The organism is Janthinobacterium sp. PLB04, assembly GCF_021165895.1.
GTDB lineage: Bacteria > Pseudomonadota > Gammaproteobacteria > Burkholderiales > Burkholderiaceae_D > Janthinobacterium > Janthinobacterium lividum.
Map to the genome: position 1 here is coordinate 4,645,331 of NZ_CP088968.1, position 11,988 is coordinate 4,657,318.

At 65.0% G+C, this 11,988-nt stretch carries 13 protein-coding genes and 1 tRNA gene; 7 read left to right on the top strand and 7 right to left on the bottom strand.

Annotation, left to right across the window (positions count from 1 at the left end):
* Positions 1–177 precede the first annotated feature (177 nt).
* From fur to LSO07_RS20420, 7 genes are all read left to right on the top strand, one after another.
* On the top strand, positions 178–618 hold the full coding sequence (gene fur, locus LSO07_RS20390; protein WP_034756687.1) for a ferric iron uptake transcriptional regulator: 441 nt from the start codon (positions 178–180) through the stop codon (positions 616–618).
* A 79-nt stretch (positions 619–697) separates the two neighbouring features.
* The gene (locus tag LSO07_RS20395) at positions 698–1,063 is read left to right on the top strand and encodes a MerR family transcriptional regulator (RefSeq protein WP_034779188.1); all 366 of its coding nucleotides are present in this window, start codon (positions 698–700) and stop codon (positions 1,061–1,063) included.
* A 59-nt stretch (positions 1,064–1,122) separates the two neighbouring features.
* A complete protein-coding gene (locus tag LSO07_RS20400; RefSeq protein WP_151096433.1) occupies positions 1,123–1,713 on the top strand; it encodes an NAD(P)H-dependent oxidoreductase in 591 nt (196 codons plus the stop codon).
* Positions 1,714–1,885: 172 nt separating this feature from the next.
* Positions 1,886–3,103, top strand: a complete 1,218-nt coding sequence (locus LSO07_RS20405) for a SpoIIE family protein phosphatase (protein ID WP_170846305.1) — start codon at positions 1,886–1,888, stop codon at positions 3,101–3,103.
* Between the two features lie 65 nt (positions 3,104–3,168).
* Positions 3,169–3,726 carry a SiaB family protein kinase gene (locus LSO07_RS20410; protein ID WP_034756676.1) on the top strand — a complete coding sequence of 186 codons (558 nt, stop codon included), beginning with the start codon at positions 3,169–3,171 and terminating at the stop codon, positions 3,724–3,726.
* Between the two features lie 22 nt (positions 3,727–3,748).
* Entirely contained in the window at positions 3,749–4,147 is a 399-nt protein-coding gene (locus tag LSO07_RS20415) for a DUF1987 domain-containing protein (RefSeq protein WP_034779193.1), read from the top strand.
* 3 nt (positions 4,148–4,150) lie between these two features.
* Entirely contained in the window at positions 4,151–4,891 is a 741-nt protein-coding gene (locus LSO07_RS20420; protein WP_151096434.1) for a GGDEF domain-containing protein, read from the top strand.
* An 8-nt stretch (positions 4,892–4,899) separates the two neighbouring features.
* Here LSO07_RS20420 and LSO07_RS20425 read toward each other — a convergent pair whose 3' ends face one another.
* The 7 genes from LSO07_RS20425 to fdxH all read right to left on the bottom strand — a co-directional run bounded on the left by LSO07_RS20425 (position 4,900) and on the right by fdxH (position 11,982).
* Positions 4,900–5,613: a substrate-binding periplasmic protein gene (locus LSO07_RS20425; protein WP_225317371.1), complete on the bottom strand. Its 714-nt coding sequence runs from the start codon at positions 5,611–5,613 to the stop codon at positions 4,900–4,902.
* A gap of 156 nt (positions 5,614–5,769) precedes the next feature.
* Positions 5,770–5,865 (bottom strand) — tRNA-Sec (locus LSO07_RS20430).
* Positions 5,866–5,877: 12 nt separating this feature from the next.
* Positions 5,878–7,833, bottom strand: coding sequence for a selenocysteine-specific translation elongation factor (gene selB, locus LSO07_RS20435; RefSeq protein ID WP_151096435.1), 1,956 nt, complete (start codon positions 7,831–7,833; stop codon positions 5,878–5,880).
* Complete coding sequence (gene selA / locus LSO07_RS20440; RefSeq protein WP_151096436.1) at positions 7,830–9,239, bottom strand: L-seryl-tRNA(Sec) selenium transferase; 1,410 nt, start codon at positions 9,237–9,239, stop codon at positions 7,830–7,832. Before selA ends, selB begins: the two co-directional genes overlap by 4 nt.
* Positions 9,236–10,291, bottom strand: a complete 1,056-nt coding sequence (gene fdhE / locus LSO07_RS20445; RefSeq protein WP_151096437.1) for a formate dehydrogenase accessory protein FdhE — start codon at positions 10,289–10,291, stop codon at positions 9,236–9,238. Before fdhE ends, selA begins: the two co-directional genes overlap by 4 nt.
* Before the next feature lie 109 nt (positions 10,292–10,400).
* Positions 10,401–11,072, bottom strand: a complete 672-nt coding sequence (locus tag LSO07_RS20450; RefSeq protein ID WP_034779204.1) for a formate dehydrogenase subunit gamma — start codon at positions 11,070–11,072, stop codon at positions 10,401–10,403.
* Entirely contained in the window at positions 11,059–11,982 is a 924-nt protein-coding gene (gene fdxH, locus LSO07_RS20455; protein WP_151096438.1) for a formate dehydrogenase subunit beta, read from the bottom strand. Before fdxH ends, LSO07_RS20450 begins: the two co-directional genes overlap by 14 nt.
* Positions 11,983–11,988 lie beyond the last annotated feature (6 nt).

Sequence of the window (11,988 nt, forward strand, 5' to 3'; positions counted from 1 at the left end):
ATTGCAACGCAAGATGCGTGCAACGCAATCGACGCTTGCGCCGATGTCACTGGTCTGCCGGTCGGCTAGCCAGCATAATATTTCCACTCCGCACAATACAAATGAGAATAGTAATGATTATCATTTGCGATATAATGCACTACCTCGCTCAAGCGACTACAAAAAGGAATGGGAGACATGGATATATTGAGGGAACTGCGTGAATCGGGCTTGAAAGTAACCATCCCCCGCTTGCGGATTCTGCAGCTGTTTCAAGAAGGCACGATCAAGCACCTGAGTGCGGACGATGTCTACAAACTCTTGCTGGCCGAAAAAATCGACGTGGGCCTGGCCACCATCTACCGCGTGCTGATGCAGTTTGCCGAAGCGGGCATTTTGTTTCGCCGGCACTTCGAATCCGGCCACGCCGTGTTCGAACTGAACGAAGGCCAGCACCACGACCACCTGGTCTGCACAGGCTGCGGCAAGGTCGATGAATTCGTCGACGAAGGCATTGAACTGCGCCAGAACGAGATCGCCGCCGAGCGGGGCTTCGTGCTGCACGAGCACGCGCTGTCGCTGTACGGCACCTGCGCCGAGTGCACGGCGAAGAAAGTCCCGCCGCGCAAAGCGTCCTGAGGCAGCGCGCAGCGCAGCGCCTGGCAAGCCACCTGCGCTACACTGCGTGCGCCGCAGCTCAGCTCAACAAAGGACCAGCATGTACATCGGAGAAATCGCCCGCCTGGCGGGCACCTCGCCCAAGGCCTTGCGCCACTATGAAGCGCTGGGCTTGCTGGGCGACGTGCGCCGCTCGGGCGCCTACCGCGTCTACACGCAGCAAGACCTGGCGCAAGTGAGGCTGATACGCCAGGCGCAGGCCCTGGGCTTCCGCCTGGCCGAACTACTGCCCATCCTGGCCGGCGACGATACCGACTGGGCCGCCCTGTCGCAGCACATCGCCGCCAAGCGCGCACAGGTGCGGCAGGATATCGCCCGCCTGCGCCAGCTCGATGCGCAACTGGCCGACATCGACACGGAAATCCGCGACTGCCTGGCGCAGCAGCGTCTGCAAGAGGCCGCTTGACTCTGCCCTCAGGGGTAGGCTTTAGCATGCAAGCTCTTCTTTAACGGACAGCCTGCATCATGACCAAGACGACACCCAAGCGCATTTTGATACTCCTAGGCCATCCGTCGGGCGACAGCTTTTGCGCCGCCCTGGCCGATGCCTATGCCGCCACGGCCCGCAGCGCAGGCCACTGCGTGCGCGAACTGCGCCTAGGCCAGCTGGACTTCGACCCCATCCTGCACGAAGGCTACCGCCAGGTGCAGCCGCTGGAAGCGGACTTGCTGGCGGCGCAGGAAGCCATCAGCTGGGCCGAGCACCTGGTGTTCGCCTACCCGATCTGGTGGGGCGGCGCGCCGGCCCTGCTGAAAGGCTTTGTCGACCGCGTCTTCCTGCCCGGCTACGCTTTCAAGTACCGGCCCGGCAAGGCTTTCCCGGCGCAACTGCTGAAAGGCCGCACGGCCCAGCTGCTGGTGACGATGGATACGCCGCCCTGGTATTTCCGCTGGGTCTACCGCATGCCCGGCATCCACCAGCTGCGCAAGACGACGCTGGAATTTTGCGGCATCAAACCCGTCAGGGTGGCCAGCTTCGGCCCCATCCTGCACTCCACCGAGCCGCAGCGTGCGCGCTGGCTGGCGCAGGCACAGGTGCTGGCCCGGCGCCTGTAAGTTGCTTGCCATGCAGCCATCTTGCATACGGTTTTGACAAGCTGGTAATCAAGCCGTCATATTCCAAGGCTACCATGATGATATTGCCTGTTTGTCAGTCGCCTTGCCGTCGCGACAACAAGGGTCCGATCGTCATGTAAAGGTAGCCGCTGTGGAGTTCAACGCTTCTCGATTGCATCTTCCCCGTTATCGCACGTCCGTGGCGTCCGACCTGTGCATCCCCACGGAATCCGTGCAGGCCGACGCCAGCAACTTCGCCGTGCTGGAATTGTTCACGGAACGGCGCGACATGATGAGCCTGCCCGTCACCGAGCAGCAGAAGCCCATCGGCCTGATCAGCCGCAACATCTTCATGTCGCAGATGTCCAAGCCTTTCTATCACGAGGTGTACGGCAAGAAGAGCTGCATCGCCTTCATGGACAAGGAACCGCTGATCGTCGATGGCGCCATGAGCATCGAAGACCTCACCTTCCGCGCCGTGGAAGCGGGCGAAAAGGCGCTGGCCGACGGCTTCATCATCACTGCCGATGGCGCACTGGCCGGCGTGGGCTTCGGCTTGCAGCTGATGAACGTGGTGGCCACCATGCAGGCGGAAAAGAACCGGCAAATCATGCACAGCATCGATTACGCCAGCGTGATCCAGCGCGCCCTGCTGCGCACCTCCGATGCGGAATTACGCGCCACCCTGCCCGACGCCCACCTGGAATGGCAGCCGCGCGACGTCGTCGGCGGCGATTTCTACTTCTTCGAGCGCCACGCGGGCGGCTGGTTCGCCGCCATCGCCGACTGCACCGGCCACGGCGTGCCGGGCGCCTTCATGACCCTGATCGCCTCGTCGGCCCTGAGCCAGGCCTTGCGCGAGCTGGGGCCGCACGATCCGGCCGCCCTGATCGGCGCCGTCAGCCGCGCCATCAAGACCTTGCTGGGCCAGGACGGCGCCGGCAGCGGTGAAGCCACCGGCCACGCCGGCTCGAACGACGGCATGGATTGCGCCTTCCTGTGCTACGACACGGCCAGCGCCAGCCTGCGTTTCGCGGGCGCGAAACTGGCGCTGCATGTGGTCGCGCCGGGCGAGGAGAGCGTGCGCGCCATCGACGGCGCGCGCATGGGCGTGGGCTATGTCGACACGCCAGCCGGCTACTGCTGGCACAACGAGACGCTGGCCATTCCCGCCGGCAGCCTGCTGTTCCTCACCACCGACGGCTTGCTCGACCAGATCGGCGGCGCGCGCGACATCGCCTACGGCAAGCGGCGCATGCGCGAGCAATTGCTGGCGCGGCGCGACGCTTGCGCCGGCGACGTGGCGGCGGCGCTGCTGCAGGACAGCGCCGCATGGCAAGGCAAGCAGCCGCGCCGCGACGACCTGACCTTTTTCTGTTTCCGCCTGTAGTTTTGGCGCCATCGAGCCACCTTATCAACAAGAAACCGGGTCACCGGCTAGCCAGGAGCACGGACGTGCTGTACGAAGAATTCAACGAGTTTTGGGATGTGGCGCGCAAGCGCAACATCATCTTTTTTTACGTGGGCTATTTCTCGCAGCACGTGGTGAATGCCATTTCCGAAACCATCAAGGCGCGCCTCGATACGGCCGGCGCGGCCGGGCCCACGCGGCGGCGCATCTTTTCCTCGTTCATCGAGATGTCGCAAAACATCATGCATTATTCCGCCGACAGCCTGACGCCCGATGCGCAGCTGGACCAGCAGATGCGGCGCGGCTCGTTCTGCATCGGCACGCGCGGCGACAGCTTTTTCCTGCTGTGCGCCAACCCCGTCTCGACGGACAACGTGGCGCAGATCCGCGCCCGGCTGGAACCGCTGCATACGATGACGATGGAGGAAATCCGCCTGGCGTATAAAAAGGCCCTGCGCGAGGAAGCGCCCGCCGACAGCAAGGGCGCGGGCCTGGGTTTCCTCACCATGGCGCGCGACGCCAGCGAGCCGCTGGAATTCGAATTCGTCCAGGATCCCCAGGAACCGGGCCACACCATCTTCTGCATCAAAGCCATCATTTGAAAGAGCCGACTCAGGAAAGCATATGCAATTACCGTCACCACTGTTCATCGCCGCGACCCCGAGTTCGCCCGAAATCGACTTCCGTTTCGAGCAGCACACCCTGTCGATCAAGGGCGAGTCGTACCCGGAAAACGCGGCCGCCTTCTATGGCCCGCTGATCGCCGCCGTGCGCGCCTACCTGGAAGGCTGCCGCGAAGCAGCCATCACCGTCAACGTCTCGCTGGCCTACTTCAACAGCTCCAGCACGAAGATGCTGTTTACCCTGTTCGACACCCTGAACCAGGCGGCCGTGGACGGCAACCAGGTGCGCCTGAACTGGTATCACGACGAGGACGACGACACCATCCTGGAATTCGGCCAGGAGCTGCAGCAGGACTTCACTGCGCTGGACTTCCGCGACCATCCCGTGCAGGGCAGCTAGGACATGCACGCCGCCATCTCCGAGTCCGGACTGGAGCCCGACCTGTTCACCGTGGAAGCGGCGGCGCTGGCTGCCGCGCGCCGCATGCATGCCGACGCCAGCGCGTCGAGCGCGGAACAGCGGCGCGTGCTCGGTGAACTGATCAATCACTACGAGCGGCTGATGCGCGAGACGCGGCGCCTGATCGGCCGCAGCGACCGCGCCGAGCGCGACATGCATCTGCTGAACCGGCAATTGCAAACCCTGGCCGGCCAGCTCGAATACCGCGCCACGCACGACCCGCTGACGGGCGCCCTGAATCGCGGCGCCGTGATCGACCACGCCTCGCGCTGCCTGGCGCAGGGCGACATGGCGCTGATCGTGCTCGACATCGACCTGTTCAAGCAGGTCAACGACGATTTCGGCCACCCTGCCGGCGACGGCGTGATCCAGGCGGTGGTCGACTGCCTGAAAGGATTGCTGGGACAGGAGACGGCCATCGGCCGGGTCGGCGGCGAAGAGTTTTCCGTGGTCTGGCCCACCTCCTCGCGCGACGACGCGGCGCAAGTGGCGCAACGCATCTGCGAGACTGTCGGCCGCCAGCGCCATGCCGCGCCCATCACGCGTGCCATCACCGTCAGCGTGGGCCTGAGCTGGAACCGCGCCGGCACGGCATTTGAAACGGCCTACAGCCACGCGGACCAGGCCCTGTACCAGGCCAAGCGCGAAGGACGCAATTGCGTGCGCCAGTGGCTGGAAAGCTGAAGCGGCCCTTAGCGGATATGTTCGCGCGCCATGCTGCCGTCGCGGCGCATGGCCGCCGCCGCCCGCTGCATGGCCAAGGCCTGCGTCTCGGGCAATTGCTTGTTGCAGGCGAGGTAAGTCTGCACCCGGTTGAAGGTCAGCAGCGGCACCACCTTGCCCTCCCACTCCTTGCCGGCAAACGGCTTGCTGCCCACCGCCATGCCGACGGCCCACAAGTCGATGCGTCCGAGCAGCAGCTTTTGCGGATTGAGCCACTCCTGCGTCACGGGCGCCACGCTCAAGCCGCGCTGGCGCAGGTAATCGTCGCGCGCGTCGCCCAGCACCGTGCCGATTACCAGGCCGCGCGCATCGGCCAGCGTGCGCAACGCCAGGTGCCGTTCGGCCAGGCCGTAGAGTATCCATTCCGCTTCGTTGAGGGGACCGATCCAGCGAAATTGCGCTTCGCGCTCCTGCGTGCGGCTGGTGGAAAAAATGCAGGTATCACGCTCGCGCAGCGCCTGCGCATACGCGCGCTTCCACGGCAGCAGCTCGATGCTGTAGGAAAGGCCGGCGCGCGCCATAATGTCGCGCACCTTGAGCGTTTCACGTCCCACGACGACATTGCCTTCCATCATGCTCGACGGCGGCAAATGCTCGCCGACGATGCGCACGTCCGCCGCCGCGGCCAGCGCCGGCATCAGCAGCGCCACTGCCAGCAGCCGTGCCATGCTTGCTTGTTTCATGCTTGCTTTCATCTGCCACAGGGATACAAGCCGATGTTACCATCGGCTCACCCTGGCATTGCCGGATATTGTCAATTTCGGGACATACTTTCCACAACGTGGCAACAGGCCAACGCCAGCGGATGATGATGCAAGGGAGGAGGAGAGAGAAATGATTGGCGGAAAACAGTAGGAGTCGAACCTACGGGAGAACGTCTGACGCCCTCCACCGGGTTTGAAGCCCGGCCACATCACCGGATGAGTGTGCTTTCCGCGGTACCTGAGCTAGCTCTTGGGCAAGGCTGCGGTGTAGGACCACAACGCTTGCGGGCGTAATAGATGCCCATTGCCAACACGGCGAGTATAACCGACGCGGTCAAAAAATTCCAAAACCTGGATCGCCCGCTTGCGGCCCAGGCCGCTGGCGTCGCGGAAGGTGGCGGCGCCCACGGCGCCATTACCGGCCGGCAAGCCTGCATCCCCTTCCGCCTTGTGCGCCAGTTCCCGCACCAGCTGCGCCAGCTCGGCCAGCGCCGCCTGGTGATAAAACAGGTCGTGCACGACCTGGCTGATCTGCCCTGCCTTGGCAAGTTTGCGCAACAGCCGGCGCGTTTCATCCTCGGCCAGGCTGAAGCCGCGCGCCAGGTCGCGCGTCCATGGAGGATCGGATCGTCCCTGCTCCAGGGCGGCCAGCAAGGGCTCGGCCACCGCCTGCTCCTGCGGCGTCAGTTCCACGCTGTGCGCCGGCAAGTGCAGGCTGGCGCCGCGCGCCAGCACCTCGCCGCGCGCCAGCAAGGCTTCGACCAGGTGGCTCCACAAGGCGTCTTCCATCTCCGCGTCGACGATGCGTTTCAAACGCCACAGTTCCGGCCCCGCCTCGTCGGGGGCGCGTGCGTGGAAGGTTTCCAATGCTGCCAGCACCCGCCCTTCCAGCGCCAGCAACGCCGGCGGCGCCACCAGCAGGGCGTCGCCACCGCGCAGGGCGATACGCCGCGTGTCGGGCGGCAGCGCCAGGGCGTCCGCCGGCAACAAGGACAGGCGCACCAGCAAGGACTCGCGCAAGCCCAGCGGGCCTTGCGCCAGCAGGGCCGCATAGTCGCCGTGCGCGACAAACGCGGCCAGCGCATCGAGCCAAGCCAGCCTGGCCGGGCTGCGCCGCTTGCGCGCGGGCCCGAACGGATCGAGCACCATGCCACCGCCCACCGTTTGCGTCGCCTGCGCGTTGCGCACGACGAAACGGTCGCCCGGCACGCCGTGCATGGGAGACTCGAATACCAGTTGTACCCTGCCCGTCTGTCCCGGCGACAGGGTTTCGCCATCGAGCATGACGGCGCGCGCCAGCTGGTGCGCCGCGCCCAGGTGCACGTGCAGCGGCGACCAGGCTTTCAGGTGCACTCCGGCGTCGGGCAGCAGGGTCAGTTCCACGTCGAGGCGCTCGGCACACTGCGCCAGCTCGGGCGCGGCGATCCAGTTGCCCCGCTCGATGCGCTCGCGGTCGATGCCTGCCAGGTTCAGCGCCAATCTCTGGCCCGCCATGCCCGTCCCGGCTGCGCGGTTCTGCGCATGGATGCTGCGCACCCGCGCTTGCGCGCCACCGGGCGCCAGTTGCAGCATGTCGCCCACTTGCACCCGTCCCGCCAGCGCCGTGCCGGTGACGATGGTGCCCTGCCCCGACAAGGTGAACACCCGGTCCACGCCGAGGCGGAACAAGCGCCGCTCGTCACGCTGCGGCAGGCTGCGCGCCGCTTGCGTCAGGTGCGCCAGCAAAGCGGCCACGCCGGCATCGTTGTCGCGATTGGCGGCCGTGGGGAAAATCGGGCTGCCGGCCAGCGGCGTGCCGGCCAGCAACACTTCGATATCCGCTTCCACCTGCGCCACGCGGGCGCCATCGGCGCGGTCGATCTTCGTCAGCGCCACGGCGCCCTGCGTCACGCCCAGCAGCTGCAAGATGGCCAGGTGCTCGTGCGTCTGCGGCATGATGCCGTCGTCGGCCGCCACCACCAGCAGGGCGAAGTCGATGCCCGTCACGCCGGAGGCCATGGTGCGGATGAATTTTTCGTGGCCGGGCACGTCGATCACGCCCAGCACCGTGCCGTCCGCCAGCGGCAGATAGGCATAACCGAGTTCTATCGAAATGCCGCGCGCCTGCTCTTCCTTCAGGCGGTCCGTATGCACGCCCGTCAGCGCGCGCGTCAGCGTCGTCTTGCCATGGTCGATATGGCCTGCAGTGCCGACGATCATGCGGACAACCCGGCAAGCTGCGCGATGAAGGTCGTCTCGTGCGCCGCTTCCAGGCAGCGCAAGTCGAGCCATAGCGTATCTTGCCCGATGCGCCCGATCACGGGGCACGGCAAGGCGCGCAAACGCTGCTCCAGCACGCCCAATGGATTGCTCAGGCGCGAACCGGGCGCGCTGCGGATGGCCAGGCCAAAGCTGGGCAGCTGGTCGACGGGCAAGGCGCCGCTGCCGATCTGGCTTTTCATGGCTTCGGCGGTAATCATATAGGTGGCGCCGAGCACGCTTTGCAACAGCGGCAGCAGGGTTTGCGCCTGCGCGCGCATGGCGGCGGCGGGACGCGTCAAGAGGCGCAAGGTGGTCAGGCGTTCGGCCAGCAAGTCCGGCGCGCGGTACAGCTGCAATACGGGTTCCAAGGCGGCCAGCGTCAGCTTGCCGACCCGCAGCGCGCGTTTCAAGGGGTTGCGCTTGATCTTTGCGATCAGGTCGGCGCGACCGACGATCACACCGCATTGCGGGCCACCGAGCAGCTTGTCGCCGCTGAAGGTGACCAGATCGGCCCCCGCTGCTATGGTTTCGCGCACCGTCGTTTCATGCGGCAGGCCGTATTGCGCCAGGTCGACCAGGCTCCCGCTGCCCAGGTCCACGGCGGTCGGCACATGGTGTTTTGCCGCCAGCGGCACCAGTTCGTCGAGCTCCACGCTCTTGGTAAAGCCGGTGATCGCGTAATTGCTGCAATGGACCTTCATCAATAGGGCCGTGTCTTCACTCACGCCATTTGCATAGTCGGCCAGGTGCGTGCGGTTGGTGCTGCCCACTTCGCGCAGCACGGCGCCGGCGCGCGTCATGACGTCGGGGATGCGGAAGGCGCCGCCGATTTCCACGAGTTCGCCGCGCGAGACGATGACTTCCCTGTTCTGCGCCAGGGTGTTCAGCATCAGCAGCACGGCGGCCGCATTGTTGTTGACGACGGTGGCCGCTTCGGCCCCCGTCAGTTCGCGCAACAGTTCCTCGACGAGGTCGTCGCGGTCGCCGCGCTTGCCCGTTTCCAGGTCGAATTCCAGGTTCATCGGCCACTGCAGCGCTTCCACCACGGCTTGCACGGCGGCGTCGGGCAGCAGCGCGCGGCCCAGGTTCGTGTGCAGCACGGTGCCCGTCAGGTTGAAGACGGCGCGCAGTTGCGAACGCGATTGCGATTGCAGCCGTTCGCCGATTTGCGCGGCGATGGCGGCAATCGACGCGCCCTCTTCGCACACGGCACCCGCCAGCATGGCCGTACGCAATTCGGCCAGCACGGCGCGCGCACAGGCCAGCGTTTGCACGCGGCCATGGTGCGCAATCAGGGCCAGGCAAGCCGTGTCGCCCAGGATACGGTCTACCGATGGCAGGCGCACGGTTTGCCCCGTCGTCATGACTGCTGGCCCTCGCTGCTGTCGCTCTTCCCCAGCCACAGCAGCGGATTGCCGCTGGCGCGCTGGTAGCCCGCTTCGCCCACCAGCAGGTCGAGCATCAGGCTGGCCAGGTCGTCGGCCAGCGGTTCGACGTTGTAATCGTGTTCCTGGTTGAAGACCTTGCGGTAGGTGTGGCAGTCGTCGCAGGTTTCCGCGCGCGCCACCTTCTTCGGATCGTTCGCCTTGTTGGGCAATTTGTCGTCCTTCGCCGCCACGGGGTCGAACGGCGCGGCGTCGGCCGCGTCCAGGCCCTGGTAGGCGATCTTGCCATTCTGTTCGCAGGTCGAGCACTTCACGCGCACCATATGCCATTCGCTTTCGCAAATGCCGCAGTGCAGGTAGCGGTAGCCCTGCGACCCGCCGCCGATGCGGATCACGCTGGCGACGGGGTGCGAACCGCAGACGGGGCACAGTGTGCCCGTTTCCAGGTCCGGCACGCGCGCGGCGCGCAATTCGCTGGCCGACACCGACCATAAAATTTGCAGGGCGGCCGCGACGAACGGCGCATGCATGGGATTGAGGTTGTCGCCGTTTTCATCGAGCACGGCATCGGCGCAGGCGTCCAGCGCTGGCGCATCGAGCGCGCGCAGCTGGGCCAGCACTTGCGTCAGGCCGCCGGACAATGCCGGCTGGCTTCTCGCCGTGGCGGCCAGTTCATCGAGCAGGCTGGCAAAGATGTCGCGCCAGACGGGCGGACGGGCGCCGCTGACGGGCAGCACGGGCATGCGGTGCTGGATGGCGCGGCGCAGCGCGTCCGGGTCGGCGGCAGGCACGGCGCCGGGCGCCAGTTTTCCCACCACGGCGGCCTGCGCATCGGCCAGCGCGGCCATCAGCACCAGGTAGCCCTGCATGCCCGCATCGACGGGAATGCCCTTGATGTTTCCTTGCGCCAGTTCGCGCAAGCGCAAGGCGCGCGCCTTGAACAGGCTGTCAGGCTGCGGCAGCAGCAGGCGCGGAATCGCGTTGTGGTCCAGGCCTTCGATTTCGCCTGGCTGAAGAATGCGTTGTACCAATGGAGTTTCCCATCAAAAAAGGGGCTGTAAAGTATTCTAATCGATAAAAAGAAAGGGGTCAGTCCTGGGACTGACCCCGGGTAATGCCGGTGTCATCAATATCAAGAACTTAGTCTTTTGTATTGCGAATGACAGCCTCAAACCACTTCGGATGGTGCTTGCGTGCCCAGCCGTAGGTGACGGTGCCGCGCACCATGGCACCGATCGAACCCTTGACCCACAGGGCCGCATAGATGTGCACGATGATGGAGCAGATGATGCCGAACGCGCACACGGCATGCAGCAAGGCGGCCGCGCGGATGACGGGAATCGGGAAATAGAACGCAAAGTACGCGCGCCAGATCACGATGCCCGACAGCAGCAAGCCCACCATGCAAGCGAGCAGCACGAAGAACAGGATCTTCTGGCCGGCATTGTATTTGCCGATCTTCGGAAGCTTTTCTTCGCGGTTGTTGAGCACGTCGTCCATCTGTTTCAGCCACTGCTTGTCGCCGTCCTCGAACTTGTTGTGGTGCCAGAAGCGCACCACGAGGATCGCGAACGAGACGAACATCACCAGGCCGGCAAACGGATGCAGGATGCGCGTCCATTGCCCGCCGCCGAACAGGTTCGCCAGCCACGCCATCGAGGGATGGAACATGGCCAGGCCGGACAGCGCCAGCATGACGAAGGTGATGGCGGTCACCCAGTGATTCGTGCGCTCGTTCGGGTCGTAGCGCTGGATCAGCGGGTTGCCATCCTTGTCACGCAGCTTTCCATCATGCAGATCACTGTGGCTCATGGTCTTCCTCCCGGATGCGTTTGGCCTCTTCCAGCGCCTCGTGCTCTTCGTCCTTGCTCACTTCGTTCGGACCGACACGCGTGTAATGGAAGAAGCCTGCCAGGGCCGTGGCGGCCATGCCGGCCACCGCCAGCGGCTTGGACCAGCCCTTCCAGAAGCCCACCATCGGGCTGATGCGTGGACGTTCCGGCAAGTTCGAATACAGCTTCGGCTTGTCGGCATGGTGCAGCACGTACATCACGTGCGTGCCGCCCACGCCCAGCGGGTCGTACAGGCCCGCGTTCTCGAAACCGCGCGACTTCAGATCGACGATGCGCGCTTCCGCATGCACCTTCATGTCTTCCTTGGTGCCGAAAACGATGGCGCCCGTCGGGCAGGTTTTCACGCAAGCCGGTTCCTGGCCCACGGCCACCCGGTCCGAGCAGAGCGTGCACTTGTAGGCGCGGTCGTCCTTCTTCGAAATGCGGGGCACGTCGAAAGGACAGCCGGCCACGCAGTAGCCGCAGCCGATGCAGTTTTCCTGGTGGAAATCGACGATGCCGTTCGTGTACTGCACGATGGCGCCCGGCGCCGGACAGGCTTTCAGACAGCCCGGGTCCTCGCAGTGCATGCAGCCATCCTTGCGGATCAGCCACTCGAGGTTGCCGTCATTGTTTTCGTGTTCGGCAAAGCGCATCACCGTCCACGATTGCGGCGTCAGGTCGGTCGGATTGTCATAGGTGCCATGGTTTTCGCCGACTTCATCACGCAAGTCGTTCCATTCCATGCACGCCGTCTGGCAAGCCTTGCAGCCGATGCATTTCGACACATCGATCAGCTTGGCCACGGTGCCCGTCACCGGGCTGCGCGCTTGCGGCGGGGTCACCGTGGTAGCCGACAGGCGCCGGATATCTAAGGATTGCAGTGCCATTATTGA